Origin of the sequence: Pseudomonas sp. TWP3-2 (assembly GCF_049897765.1) — a bacterium.
Taxonomy (GTDB): Bacteria; Pseudomonadota; Gammaproteobacteria; order Pseudomonadales; family Pseudomonadaceae; genus Aquipseudomonas.
Genome location: NZ_JAFCWW010000011.1, coordinates 35257 through 49013 on the forward strand (window position 1 = coordinate 35257; position 13757 = coordinate 49013).

Below are 13757 nucleotides of genomic sequence, written 5' to 3' on the forward strand. Positions count from 1 at the left end.
GTTCTACGCCTTAAATTCATGTTCTGAAGCAGGTCGCTGCGCGCCCTGCGAGAAAAATCGCCGATGGCCCACCACCGGCATTCGCGCCCGGATGGACGCCTGTTCGCTGCTGTCTCTGTCGGCCAGCAGCACGGCCTCACCTTGGTCCTGCTGCGCCAGCACGCGACCCCACGGGTCGACAATCGCCGCATGGCCCCAGGTTTCCCGAGGCCCCGGATGCGTCCCGCCCTGGGCCGCCGCCAGCACATAACACTGTGTTTCTATGGCCCGTGCACGAATCAGCACGTCCCAATGTGCCGCGCCGGTCACTGCCGTGAACGCCGACGGCGCGCTAATCAATTCAGCCCCGGCCGCACGCAGCTCGCTATACAGCTCGGGGAAGCGCAGGTCGTAACACACCGTCAGGCCCAATCGGCCAACCGGGGTATCAGCAACCACCACGCCACCGCCATAAGCATAGTCATCGGATTCACGATAACGCCCGCGATTGTCCGTCACATCCACATCGAACAGGTGCAACTTGTCATAGCGTGCAACGATTTCGCCGTGATCATTCACCAGCAACGAACAGGCGTGCGACTTGGCGTCCGGTTGATCGACCGGCGGCAGCGGCAAAGTGCCGGCGACTATCCATAACTTGAGGTCGCGAGCGGTCTGTTTCAACCATGGCAGGATCGGTCCTTCGCCGAGCGCTTCGGCGCGGCCGATAGCGGCGACGTCACGACGGCCTATGGCGGCAAAGTTTTCCGGCAGCACCGCGAGTCTGGCACCAGCGGCGGCCGCTTGTTCAAGCAGGCGCCGGGCATCGCGCAGATTGGCCAGCACATCGCTCTGGCTGACCATTTGAATGACCGCTAAAGACATGGCGCACTCCATGAGAGGTATGCGGCCATGCTACTCCATCGGTTCGGGGACTGGCTGATCAAAAAGGTTTGTCAAAAGTGATTTTCGGCTCTTTCCACGGGCCTTTGACCGTGTATTTGACGCTGGCAAAGCGCGCCACACGGTCGCCGATCAGCTTGTCGATCAGGAACAGCGCGCCGCCCACCGCTGGTGCACCGACGATCAGCGCGGCAATTGGCAGGTTGTTGGTCACCGGCAAGGTCACCAGTAATTTCGCATCGACCTTGTCACCAACCAGGTCCAGCGTGCCGTTGAGCTCGAGATTGCTCGAAGGCCCGGTCAGCTTGATCGGCTCCTTGGTCACGTACACACCGTTGGTCGCTTGCAGCAGGCCTTTGACCCGGTCGTAGCTCAGGCCTTTGCCGAACAGGTCGGAAAAGTCCAGACGCAGACGACGGCCAATCGAGTTGAAGTTGAGCAGACCGAACACCCGCAGCGCCTGCGCCCCGCCCTCCACTTCAACGAACTGACCCTTGTTCAGCGATGCGTCGAGGGTGCCGGAGAAACGTTTGGTCGCCAGCCATGCCGGTGATCCTGGCCAGCGGCCGTCGACGTCCATATGAAACTCTTCACTGGTGACGCTCGGCGCAAAGCCCCAGCCTTTGAGCACATCGGCGAGATTCTTGCCGCCAATGCGGCCCTTGTACCAACTGCTAGTCGCACCGGGTGCACCTTCCCAGCCGCCGCTGCCCTGCAACAAAATGCCCTTGAGACCGAGATCGAGATTGTTCAGCGCAATGCCTTTAGGCGTCGGGCGAATCTTCAGCGACCAGCCACCGACCAGATCCTGCCCCTGAAACAGCTGATTGATGGTGATATCCAGCGCCGGGATCTTCGTCGGATCTACATCGGCCAAAGGATCCGGCGCATTTTCGTCGGCCTGGACTGTCGGGTCCGGCGCCGGCAAGCGCACGTATTGCAGGTTGACCGCAATCGGCGCAGCTTTCGCATCGGGGATTGCGACCGTACCTTTGGCCTGCTGACTGTCGAGCGCCAGTGCCCACGCGGCCGGTCTGCGATTCAACTGCACCGCAGCCTGATCCAGAGTCGTGCCGAACGCCGTGAGCTTGCCGATCTTGAAGTCGGCGCTACTCAGCAGTTGCTTGGCATTGCCACCGGGGTTCTGTCCGGCGTATTTACCGAGCAGATCCTGCCACGGCTTGACGTCCAGCTCCGACAGCACACCGCGCACGCGCAGACCTTTGGCGCCGGGTAATACCGCCTCGCCGGCACCGAGGAACAGTTCGCCACGACCGTCGGCGAAATTGCTCGGCGGCGCAGCAAAGGTGAAGTTGGCCAGTTGATCGTAGTTGACCCAGTAACGCCGCTCCTGCCCCTGCAGAGTCATGCGGAAGGTCGTGTCGCGCCCGGTCTCGGCGTTCATGCCAAACGGCGCAGGCAGATCGACCGCCACGCCTTTGAGATTGGAGCTGACCAGCAACTGACCGTCGGCACCGTCCAGATTCACTTGTAGCTGATAAGGAATCGTCCCGGAGACTGGCAGTGGCTGGGTCACGTTAAGCCAGTCGGTGAGTTTTTTGACCTCGACCTGCCCCGACGCGGCTACACGGGTTTTAAGCTTGCCGGGACTGCCATCGGCGAAAATCTGCGCTGTCACCGGTTTATCAAAGGCCCGTGCACTGATGTTTTGTCCGCTCAAGCCCTTCGCGCTGTCGAAGCGGAAGTCACCCTTGAGTTGCGTCAGCTCAAGCGTGGGTTCAGCCAGTTTCAGCCGCGCGTTGGCCGTTTTGAAATCGACGCGGATCTTCGGCTCCTCGCCCTTGGCCAGCGGAATATCCAGCTTGAGCTTGCCTTGCAGATCACCCGCGCCTTCCCAGCCGGCGAAGGTTTCGCCCGTGCCGATCGGCGCGTCCTGCAGAATCTTCAAGCCATCGCCCAGCCCGCCAACGAACGCACCATCGAGGTACATATGCGCGCTCTGCCCGGTCGGCACATGCGGGATGTTGACGAACACATCACTGACCAGGGTATCGAGCAACTGACCTTTGCTAGCGAGAATGCGCACGCCGCTGTCCTCGATAAACACGTCACCGCTGACTTTGCTTATATGCGGCCAGCCCGGCTGGAACGCCAGTTCGGCATCATGCACCTTGAAGAACAGACTGATGCTGCGATCCGCTTCACCGGCGTTTTTGCTCAGCGAGCCTTGATACTGGAAAAAGCCCTGATCGACCGCGCCTTTCAAAATCGCGGTGCGCAGCCATTCGTCGAGTGCCGGGCTCAACACTTTCGGCAAGTACTTGGCGGTGTAACGACCGTCGCCATCGACCAGGCCGACGCGCAGGTCCATGTAGTCTTCCTGGCTATGGTCGAAATGCAGACGGATCAGGAAGTCGCCGGCAATCTTGCCCTCCTCGCCCAGCACTTTCAGATACGGCGCGATCAGGGTGAAGCCTTCTTTATCAAGCTTCCAGGTCAACCGCGCGTTGGCGTGAATGTATTGCCACGGCTTGGCGAAGATCGGGTCGAGGTGCAGGACGAAGTCGTCGCTGTCCATGCGCAATTCACCGCCTCCAAGGTTGCCGGTGAGGCTGCCGCTGACGTTCCGCGCCGCCGGGGCGCCGTGGTAGGCGTCGAAACCGATGCGGTCAAGGTTGGTGGCGAAGCTGAATTTAGTGTCGTCGGTGGCATTCGGCCGGAAATCCAGCAGCACATTGCGCAGAACACCGGTGACTTTCAGGCGCTCGACGGCGGTGGCGACACCTTGCGGCAGTGGCCCGAGAGCATTGAGCAGCGGCGTGATAGGGGTTAGGTCAAGTCGGTCGGCCTGCAGATGCCAGAGCTCTTCGACTTTATCGGTAGCAAGCGTCTGCTTGATCTGGACGCGAGATTCCCAGCGAGTTTCGCCGAAGTTCATCGCCAGCGAATCGAGAGTGACGGTCGCGCCTTCGGTACCGCGCTGGTAATAACCGTTGAGCGCCAGATTATCGAGCTGAATCGGTTTGCGCTCGGCGTAGGCACCTTTGACTTGCGGGGCGTTCAGACGGATCGCCGCGCTTTGCAGCGCGCCTTCGTTCCAGTCAACCCAGACCTCGCCGCCGGCCTTGATCGTGGAGAAATTCCATTGTTGAGTCAGACGTTCCGGCAGCCATTTCGACCAGTCACTTTGCGGCAGGCTGACGTAACCTTCGACGCCGCCGTTTTTCCACTGATCGGCGCGAATCCGTGTGCGCAGACTCATGGCGACCGGTTGGCCACCGGGTAAGGTCAGTCGCGCATCGAGGCGCTGGCGGCTGGCACCGGTCTTGAGGCTGAGGCCGACGTAGGTCAGGGTCATTGGCGGGTGATCCAGCGGCTGCAACGTCACCTGACTGTCGAGCACCGACAGTTGCTGGACCATCTGCATGCGATTCAACAGTTGCTCGGGATCCAGCGGCTGATCCTTCTGCACCGGCAAGCCTTCCAGCGCCCACTGGCCGTCCGCGCCTTCCTTGAGGCTGATCTTCAAACCGTTGAGTTCGAGATGGGCAATGCGCACTTCGCGGGCCAGCAGACTGGCCCACAGATCCGGCACCACGCGGACCTGATCCAGACGCAAGGCATTGGCGCCATCGCCGACCATCACATCATGCGCCAGCAGGATCGGCGCGAACCCGCTCCAGTTGCCTTCCAGTTCACCGATCTGTAGCGGCATGCCCAAGGCCGCGGTGGCTTTGTCTTCAATCTCGGCACGATATTCGGCCACCAGTGGCGTGAGTTCCCGGCCGAGACTGACGTACAACGCCAGCAACACCAGAACCAACGCGCACAGGCTCAGACCCCAGCGGGTCAGTGCAGCCAAAATGCGTGTCAGACGGTCCATGTCAGGTGGCTCCCATGGCAAAAATACTGCAAAAAGCTGAGGCCAGCCGTTTCAGGAAAAATGTGCTGCAGCGTTTCAGAGCAGCACCACGTCGTATTGTTCCTGCGAATACATGGTTTCGACCTGGAAGCGAATCGTGCGGCCGATGAACACCTCGAGTTCGGCGACGTTGCCCGACTCCTCATCCAGCAAGCGGTCGACGACTTTCTGGTTCGCCAACACGCGATAACCTTCGGCCTGATAGGCGCGGGCTTCGCGCAGAATCTCGCGGAAGATTTCGTAGCAGACGGTTTCCGGCGTCTTCAACTTGCCTCGGCCCTGACAGCTGCTGCACGGTTCACACAGCACTTGCTCAAGGCTTTCGCGGGTGCGCTTGCGGGTCATCTGCACCAGACCGAGCTCGGTGATACCGATAATGTTGGTCTTGGCGTGATCGCGCTCGAGCTGTTTTTCCAGCGTGCGCAACACCTGTCGCCGGTGTTCTTCATCTTCCATGTCGATGAAGTCGATGATGATGATCCCGCCCAGATTGCGCAGGCGCATCTGCCGCGCAATGGCAGTGGCGGCTTCGAGGTTGGTCTTGAAAATGGTTTCTTCGAGGTTGCGATGACCGACGAACGCGCCAGTGTTGACGTCGATGGTGGTCATGGCTTCCGCCGGGTCGATCACCAGATAACCGCCGGACTTGAGCGGGACTTTGCGCTCAAGGGCTTTCTGGATTTCGTCTTCGACGCCGTACAGGTCGAAAATCGGCCGCTCGCCCGGATAGTGTTCCAGGCGATCGGCAATTTCCGGCATCAGCTCGGCGACGAACTGCGTGGTTTTCTGGAAGGTTTCCCGCGAGTCGATGCGGATCTTCTCGATTTTCGGGCTGACCAGATCGCGCAAGGTGCGCAGGGCGAGGCCGAGGTCTTCGTAGATCACGCTTGGCGCGCCGATGGTTTTGATCTGCTCGTTGATTTGATCCCACAGGCGCCGCAGGTAGCGAATGTCCATGAGGATTTCATCAGCGCCGGCACCCTCGGCGGCAGTGCGCAGAATGAACCCGCCGACTTCCTTGATGCCTTCTTTGGCCACGCAATCGCTGACCACCTGCTTGAGGCGTTCGCGCTCGGCTTCGTCTTCGATTTTCAGGGAAATGCCGACGTGGGCGGTGCGCGGCATGTACACCAGATAACGCGACGGGATCGAAAGCTGCGTGGTCAGCCGCGCGCCTTTGGAACCGATCGGATCCTTGGTGACCTGCACCACCAGGCTCTGGCCTTCGTGTACCAGCGCACTGATGCTCTCGACTGCCGAGCCTTCGCGCTGGGAGATTTCCGAAGCGTGGATAAATGCCGCGCGATCCAGACCGATATCGACGAACGCCGCCTGCATGCCCGGCAGCACACGCACCACTTTGCCTTTATAGATGTTGCCGACGATCCCGCGTTTTTGCGTGCGTTCGACGTGCACTTCTTGCAACACACCGTTTTCAACCACCGCCACGCGCGATTCCATCGGCGTGATGTTGATCAGAATCTCTTCACTCATGGCAGGGTCTCGTTCAGGCGTGTTCACGATAATGGCCGCATCTTGATCCGCACACCGCTTACGGCGCGCTCAGGGGTTGCCAACAGGGTATGCCGAAATGGCCGAGCAGTTCTGCGCTTTCGCATAGGGGCAAACCCACCACGGCCGAGTAGCTGCCGTTGAGCCCGGCAACAAACACCGCGCCGAGCCCCTGAATGCCATAACCGCCGGCCTTGTCTCGAGGCTCGCCACTGGCCCAGTAGGCGGCGGCTTCATCCCGGCTGATCGGCCGGAAGCGCACCAGACTCCGTACCACTCGTGATTCGCAGCGCGCGCCGTCGAGCAGGGCGATTGCGGTCAGCACTTCATGCTCCTTGCCGGACAACATCATCAGCATGGCGCATGCATCGGCTTCGTCCACTGGTTTCCCAAGAATTTTGCCGTCGAGCACCACGGCGGTGTCGGCGCCCAGCACCACGCAGTCTACGTCAGCGACCAGCGTGCGCCGTCCGGCCTCGGCCTTGCCGCGCGCCAGACGCTCGACATAGGCGGCAGGGGCTTCGTTGGCTTGTGCGGTTTCATCGATGTCCGCGTTGACGGCGGTGAACGGCACGCCGATCTGCGTGAGCAATTCACGTCGACGCGGCGAGCCGGAGGCGAGGTAGAGCGACTTCATCAAGACATCTCCCTGTCGAGGTGCGGGCACATGCCTGACCGAGTTAATTGATTTTGTAGCGCCGGCGCAATCCACGCAGAGCGAAGCTGACCCACGGCCAGAGCAAGGCGCTGACCAGTGCCGGCAACACCAGTGCCAGCGTTGGCTGACGGTTGCCGGTCAAGGCGCTGAGCCACAACTGCACCAACTGTGCGAGGCCGAAGATCACCAGGATCACCAGGCACTGTTGCCACATCGGGAACATGCGCAGGCGCTGCTGCAAGGACAGCACGAGGAAGGTAATCAGCGTCAGGATCAAAGCGTTCTGCCCAAGCAGCGTGCCGTACAGCACGTCTTCGGCCAGTCCCAGACAAAACGCTGTGACCATGCCGACCGTGTGCGGCATGTACAGCGCCCAGAAGGTCAGCAGCAACGCCAGCCACAGCGGACGCAGGATTTCCATGAATTGCGGCAGCGGCGAGACGCTGAGCAGCATGCCGATGGCAAACGTCAGCCAGACTATCCAGCCGTTTCGGGAGGCTTTGACACCGACCATTATTCTCGTCCCCCGGTAGTAGCAGGCGCTGTGACTGGCGGTTTGGCCGGTGGTTTGCTGGCCGCAGGTGGTTTGGCCGCAGCCGGTTTCGCGGCAGGTTTGGCTGGCGTGGCGCTGGCCGGTGCGGCGGCGGGCGCCGGTTCTGCGGCAGGAACGGCCGGAGCAGTAGCGGTCGCCGGCATGACCAACGGTTTCGGCACAGTCGCCGGCAACATTGGACCACCGCCATGAGCGTCCAGCGCTTCTTGCGCCTGTGCCGCATCATTGGCGCGCTCTTCGGCAGTGCGCGAGTCGCTGAACACCAGCAGCAAGTAGCGGCTGCGGTTCAATGCGGCAGTCGGCACGGCACGCACAATCGCGAACGGCTGGCCGGAATCGTGAATCACTTCCTTGACCGTCGCCACCGGGTAACCCGCCGGGAAGCGCTGGCCGAGACCGGAGCTGACCAGCAGATCGCCTTCTTTGATGTCAGCGGTATCGGCAACGTGGCGCAATTCCAGGCGTTCCGGATTACCGGTGCCGCTGGCAATCGCACGCAGACCGTTACGGTTCACCTGCACCGGAATGCTGTGAGTGGTGTCGGTCAGCAGCAATACACGCGAGGTGTAGGGCATCAACTCGACCACCTGCCCCATCAAGCCACGGGCATCGAGTACCGGCTGACCGAGCACCACGCCATCGCGCTCACCTTTGTTGATGATGATGCGATGGGTGAACGGATTCGGGTCCATGCCGATCAACTCGGCCACTTCGACCTTCTCGTTGACCAGCGCGGAGGAATTGAGCAACTCACGCAGCCGAACGTTCTGCTCGGTAAGGGCCGCAAGCTTTTGCAAGCGCCCCTGCAACAGCAGGTTTTCGGTCTTGAGTTTTTCGTTGTCAGCGACAAGTTCGGTGCGACTGCCGAACTGACTGGCCACTCCTTCCCAGAGACGACCGGGCAGATCAGTGATCCAGTAGGCATCCATCAACACCAGCGACGCTTGGCTGCGTGCAGGTTTGAGCAGATTGAAGCGGGCATCGACCACCATCAATGCGACCGATAGCACGGCCAGCACCAACAAGCGCACGCCCAGTGAGGGGCCTTTGGCGAAAAGCGGTTTAATAAGCCGCTCCTCCCAGGCAAATGTTCTGTTTATTCATACGGCATCAAACCGGCCTGGATGAAGACTGACAGAAGATAAACGCCAACAGGCAGCACTGCAAAGTGCTGCCTGCGCGCTCACCCACGTATTGCAATCCGCGACTTATTCGCTGGAGAGCAGGTCCATGGTGTGCTTATCCATCATTTCCAGTGCACGGCCACCACCGCGAGCAACACAGGTCAGCGGATCTTCGGCAACGATCACCGGCAGACCGGTTTCCTGCGCCAGCAGCTTGTCGAGGTCACGCAGCAGCGCGCCACCACCGGTCAGCACCAGGCCACGCTCGGCGATGTCGGAAGCCAGTTCCGGCGGCGATTGCTCCAGCGCGCTTTTCACGGCCTGAACGATAGTGGCCAGGGACTCTTGCAGAGCTTCCAGCACTTCGTTGGAGTTCAGGGTGAATGCGCGTGGAACGCCTTCGGCCAGGTTGCGACCGCGAACGTCGACTTCGCGAACTTCGCCGCCCGGGTAGGCAGTACCGATTTCCTGCTTGATGCGCTCGGCAGTGGATTCGCCGATCAGGCTGCCGTAGTTGCGACGCACATAAGTGATGATCGCTTCGTCGAAGCGGTCGCCGCCAACGCGTACGGATTCGGCATACACCACACCGTTCAGGGAGATCAGCGCGATTTCGGTAGTACCACCACCGATATCCACGACCATCGAGCCGCGTGCTTCTTCAACCGGCAGGCCGGCACCGATCGCAGCAGCCATCGGCTCTTCGATCAGGAACACTTCACGCGCACCTGCACCAAGGGCCGATTCACGGATGGCACGACGCTCAACCTGAGTGGATTTGCACGGAACGCAGATCAGCACACGAGGGCTAGGCTGCAGAAAACTGTTTTCGTGAACCTTGTTGATAAAGTATTGCAGCATCTTTTCGCAGACGCTGAAGTCGGCGATCACGCCGTCCTTCATCGGACGAATGGCAGCAATGTTGCCCGGCGTACGTCCGAGCATGCGCTTGGCTTCAGTGCCGACAGCGACGACACTTTTCTGATTACCGTGTGTCCGAATGGCCACAACCGATGGCTCATTCAGGACGATACCGCGCTCGCGCACGTAAATAAGGGTGTTGGCAGTGCCCAGGTCAATGGAAAGATCGCTGGAAAACATGCCACGCAGTTTCTTGAACATGGGAAAGGGACCCTAGGCAACGCGTGGGTAAAAAAGTGCGGCAAACTCTAACAACGACAGGGATTTTGGGCAAGGCGCCAATATGTTAAATTGGCCGCTTTTCTGTGCACCAAGCCCCACAATCGCGGCCTTATGACCGTAGAAGTGCGGTAGTGTTCCGACAATCTAACACACGGACGCCGTCCGTTCTGTTTTCCACTGGAGAATCCCGATGGCACTAGAACGCTCCGACGTGGAAAAAATCGCGCATTTGGCCTGCCTTGGCCTTAATGATGCCGATCTTCCGCACATCACCTCGGCCCTCAACAGCATTCTCGGTCTGGTCGACGAAATGCAGGCTGTTAATACCGACGGTATCGAGCCATTGGCCCACCCGCTGGAAGCCAGTCAGCGTTTGCGCGCTGACGTCGTGACCGAGACGAATAATCGCGAGGCCTATCAGTCCATCGCACCAGCGGTCGAAAACGGCCTGTACCTGGTTCCGAAAGTCATCGACTAAAGGGAAAGAGCCTGCAATGCATCAAATGACTCTGGCCGAGATCGCCCGCGGTCTCGCCGATAAAAAGTTTTCCTCCGAAGAGCTGACCAAAGTCCTGCTGGCGCGTATTACCCAGCTCGATCCACAGCTCAACAGTTTCATCAGCCTCACCGAAGAGCTGGCCCTCGAGCAGGCGCAAGCCGCTGACGTGCGCCGGGCCAACGGTGAGAGCGGCGCGCTGCTGGGTGCGCCGATCGCCCACAAGGACTTGTTCTGCACCAAGGGCATTCGCACCAGCTGCGGCTCGAAGATGCTCGACAACTTCAAGGCTCCGTATGACGCCACCGTGGTCGCCAAACTGGCGGCTGCCGGCGCTGTGACCCTGGGCAAGACCAACATGGACGAATTCGCCATGGGTTCGGCCAACGAGTCGAGCTACTACGGCGCGGTGAAAAACCCGTGGAACCTTGAGCACGTGCCGGGCGGTTCGTCCGGTGGTTCGGCGGCAGCGGTTGCCGCGCGCCTGTTGCCGGCCGCCACTGCGACCGACACTGGCGGTTCGATTCGCCAACCCGCCGCGTTCACCAACCTGACCGGCCTGAAGCCGACCTACGGTCGTGTTTCGCGCTGGGGCATGATTGCCTACGCTTCCAGCCTCGATCAGGGTGGCCCTCTGGCGCGCACTGCCGAAGACTGCGCAATTTTGTTGCAGGGTATGGCTGGCTTCGATCAGAACGACTCCACCAGCATCGATGAACCCGTGCCGGACTACACCGCAGGCCTGAATGGCTCGCTGCAAGGCCTGCGCATCGGCGTGCCGAAGGAATACTTCGGCGCCGGTCTCGACCCGCGCATCGCCGAGCTGATCCAGAACAGCATCAAAGAGCTGCAGAAGCTCGGTGCCGTGATCAAGGAAATCAGCCTGCCGAACATGCAGCACGCCATTCCGGCGTACTACGTGATCGCGCCGGCCGAGGCTTCTTCGAACCTGTCGCGTTTCGACGGTGTGCGTTTCGGCCATCGCTGCGACCAGCCGAAAAATCTCGAAGACCTGTACAAGCGTTCGCGCGGCGAAGGCTTCGGGCCTGAAGTACAACGCCGGATCATGGTTGGTGCCTACGCGCTGTCCGCCGGTTACTACGACGCCTACTACCTGAAAGCGCAGAAGATCCGTCGTCTGGTGAAGAACGATTTCATGACTGCCTTTAATGAAGTCGACATCATCCTCGGCCCGACCACGCCCAACCCGGCCTGGAAACTCGGCGCGAAGAACAGCGACCCGGTCGCTGCCTATCTGGAAGACGTCTACACCATCACCGCCAACCTCGCGGGCCTGCCGGGCCTGTCGATGCCGGCCGGTTTCGTCGACGGTCTGCCGGTCGGCGTGCAATTGCTCGCTCCGTATTTCCAGGAAGGTCGCCTGTTGAACGTTGCCCACCAGTATCAGCTCAACACTGACTGGCACACCCGCACCCCAACCGGCTTCTGAGGAGACACACATGCAATGGGAAGTCGTGATCGGGCTGGAGATTCATACCCAGCTCACCACCCGGTCGAAAATCTTTTCCGGTAGTTCCACCACCTTCGGTTCCGAGCCGAACACTCAGGCCAGCCTGATCGATCTGGGCATGCCCGGCGTGCTGCCGGTGCTCAACCAGGAAGCAGTGCGCATGGCGGTGATGTTCGGTCTGGCGGTTGACGCCGAGATCGGTCAGCACAACGTGTTCGCGCGTAAAAACTACTTCTATCCGGACCTGCCCAAGGGCTACCAGATCAGCCAGATGGAATTGCCGATCGTCGGCAAGGGCTATATGGACATCGCGCTGGAAGACGGCACGGTCAAACGTGTCGGCATCACCCGCGCGCACCTGGAAGAAGACGCCGGCAAGAGCCTGCACGAAGAATTCAACGGTGCCACCGGCATCGACCTGAACCGTGCCGGCACGCCGCTGCTGGAAATCGTTTCCGAGCCGGACATGCGCAGCGCCAAGGAAGCCGTGGCTTACGTCAAGGCGATGCACGCGTTGGTACGTTATCTGGGCATCTGCGACGGCAACATGGCCGAAGGCTCGCTGCGTTGCGACTGCAACGTGTCGATCCGTCCGAAAGGCCAGGTTGAGTTCGGTACGCGCTGCGAGATCAAGAACGTCAACTCGTTCCGTTTCATCGAGAAGGCGATCAACTCCGAGATCCAGCGCCAGATCGACCTGATCGAAGACGGCGGCAAAGTGATCCAGCAGACGCGTCTGTACGATCCGAACAAGGACGAAACCCGTCCGATGCGTTCGAAAGAGGAAGCCAACGACTACCGTTACTTCCCCGATCCGGACCTGTTGCCGGTGATCATCGAAGACTCGTTCCTCGACGAGGTGCGCGCCACCCTGCCGGAACTGCCACCGCAGAAACGCGAGCGCTTCCAGAGCGAGTTCGGTCTATCGGCCTACGACGCCAACGTGCTGGCCACCAGCCGTGAGCAAGCCGACTACTTCGAGAAAGTCGCGAGCATCGGCGGCGACGCCAAACTGGCGGCGAACTGGGTGATGGTCGAGTTGGGCAGCCTGCTCAACAAGCAAGGCCTGGACATCGAACAGTCGCCGGTTTCCGCCGAGCAACTGGGCGGCATGTTGCAGCGCATCAAGGACAACACCATCTCCGGCAAAATCGCCAAAGTGGTGTTCGAAGCGATGGCCAATGGCGAAGGCAGCGCGGACGAGATCATCGACAAGCGCGGCTTGAAGCAAGTCACCGACAGCGGCGCGATCTCGGCAGTGCTGGACGAAATGCTTGCGGCCAACGCCGAGCAGGTCGAACAATACCGCGCGGCAGACGAAGCCAAACGCGGCAAGATGTTCGGCTTCTTCGTCGGCCAGGCCATGAAAGCCTCCAAAGGCAAGGCCAACCCGCAACAGGTCAACGAACTGCTGAAAAGCAAGCTCGAAGGCTGATAAGGATGGAGCCAGCCAACAAGACTGGCTTGATCCCCTGTGGCGAGGGAGCTTGCTCCCGCTCGGCCGCGAAGCGGTCGCAAAGCCGGACGGTGCATTTTTCCAATGAATGCGCTGTCCGATTTGGGTCTGCTGCGCAGACCAGCGGGAGCAAGCTCCCTCGCCACAATTATTTCAGGAGCCTTTGAATGAAACGCCTGCTAGGCGCCTGCGCCCTGCTCTCCCTGCTAGCCGGTTGCAGCAGCACCGGCATCATCGACCCGCACGGTTACGACCAGACCGGCGTCGCCTCCTATTACGGAGCCAAACATCACGGTAAACGCACCGCCAGTGGCGAAGCGTTCAACCAGAATTCCCTGACCGCCGCCCACCGCCAGCTACCCTTCGGCACGCGGGTGAAGATCACCAACCTGAAAAACGCTGAATCGGTCGTAGTGCGTATCAACGACCGAGGCCCGCACACCCGTGGCCGCTTGATCGATGTTTCGCGCGCGGCGGCCGACCGACTCGGCATGCTGCGCAGCGGCACCGCACGGGTTCGTGTGCAGGCCCTCGACTGATGGAGCGCCGACTATTTTCGGACTAACCGACCTACCTCTG

At 60.6% G+C, this 13757-nt stretch carries 11 protein-coding genes; 4 read left to right on the forward strand and 7 right to left on the reverse strand.

Annotation, left to right across the window (positions count from 1 at the left end; translation table 11 throughout):
* Positions 1-3 precede the first annotated feature (3 nt).
* From ACP7EE_RS17470 to mreB, 7 genes are all read right to left on the reverse strand, one after another.
* Positions 4-864 (reverse strand): carbon-nitrogen hydrolase family protein, encoded by an 861-nt coding sequence (locus ACP7EE_RS17470; protein WP_426202541.1) that lies wholly within the window; start codon positions 862-864, stop codon positions 4-6.
* A gap of 58 nt (positions 865-922) precedes the next feature.
* Positions 923-4726 (reverse strand): YhdP family protein, encoded by a 3804-nt coding sequence (locus tag ACP7EE_RS17475; RefSeq protein ID WP_426235545.1) that lies wholly within the window; start codon positions 4724-4726, stop codon positions 923-925.
* 75 nt (positions 4727-4801) lie between these two features.
* The gene (gene rng, locus ACP7EE_RS17480; RefSeq protein ID WP_420647617.1) at positions 4802-6259 is read right to left on the reverse strand and encodes a ribonuclease G; all 1458 of its coding nucleotides are present in this window, start codon (positions 6257-6259) and stop codon (positions 4802-4804) included.
* Positions 6260-6317: 58 nt separating this feature from the next.
* The gene (locus ACP7EE_RS17485; RefSeq protein ID WP_426235547.1) at positions 6318-6914 is read right to left on the reverse strand and encodes a Maf family protein; all 597 of its coding nucleotides are present in this window, start codon (positions 6912-6914) and stop codon (positions 6318-6320) included.
* 43 nt (positions 6915-6957) lie between these two features.
* A complete protein-coding gene (gene mreD / locus ACP7EE_RS17490) occupies positions 6958-7449 on the reverse strand; it encodes a rod shape-determining protein MreD (protein ID WP_420647615.1) in 492 nt (163 codons plus the stop codon).
* Positions 7449-8555 carry a rod shape-determining protein MreC gene (mreC, locus tag ACP7EE_RS17495; RefSeq protein WP_426235654.1) on the reverse strand — a complete coding sequence of 369 codons (1107 nt, stop codon included), beginning with the start codon at positions 8553-8555 and terminating at the stop codon, positions 7449-7451. Before mreC ends, mreD begins: the two co-directional genes overlap by 1 nt.
* Positions 8556-8696: 141 nt before the next feature.
* The gene (gene mreB / locus ACP7EE_RS17500) at positions 8697-9734 is read right to left on the reverse strand and encodes a rod shape-determining protein MreB (protein ID WP_002555108.1); all 1038 of its coding nucleotides are present in this window, start codon (positions 9732-9734) and stop codon (positions 8697-8699) included.
* Positions 9735-9945: 211 nt separating this feature from the next.
* Here mreB and gatC point away from each other — a divergent pair, with 211 nt between their 5' ends.
* The 4 genes from gatC (at position 9946) to ACP7EE_RS17520 (ending at position 13717) form a co-directional block, all read left to right on the forward strand.
* Entirely contained in the window at positions 9946-10233 is a 288-nt protein-coding gene (gene gatC / locus ACP7EE_RS17505; protein ID WP_007976465.1) for an Asp-tRNA(Asn)/Glu-tRNA(Gln) amidotransferase subunit GatC, read from the forward strand.
* Between the two features lie 16 nt (positions 10234-10249).
* Entirely contained in the window at positions 10250-11701 is a 1452-nt protein-coding gene (gene gatA / locus ACP7EE_RS17510; RefSeq protein WP_420647614.1) for an Asp-tRNA(Asn)/Glu-tRNA(Gln) amidotransferase subunit GatA, read from the forward strand.
* Positions 11702-11711: 10 nt separating this feature from the next.
* Positions 11712-13157 (forward strand): Asp-tRNA(Asn)/Glu-tRNA(Gln) amidotransferase subunit GatB, encoded by a 1446-nt coding sequence (gene gatB / locus ACP7EE_RS17515; RefSeq protein ID WP_426235549.1) that lies wholly within the window; start codon positions 11712-11714, stop codon positions 13155-13157.
* A 188-nt stretch (positions 13158-13345) separates the two neighbouring features.
* Positions 13346-13717, forward strand: coding sequence for a septal ring lytic transglycosylase RlpA family protein (locus tag ACP7EE_RS17520; protein ID WP_426235551.1), 372 nt, complete (start codon positions 13346-13348; stop codon positions 13715-13717).
* The last annotated feature ends 40 nt before the right edge of the window (positions 13718-13757 follow it).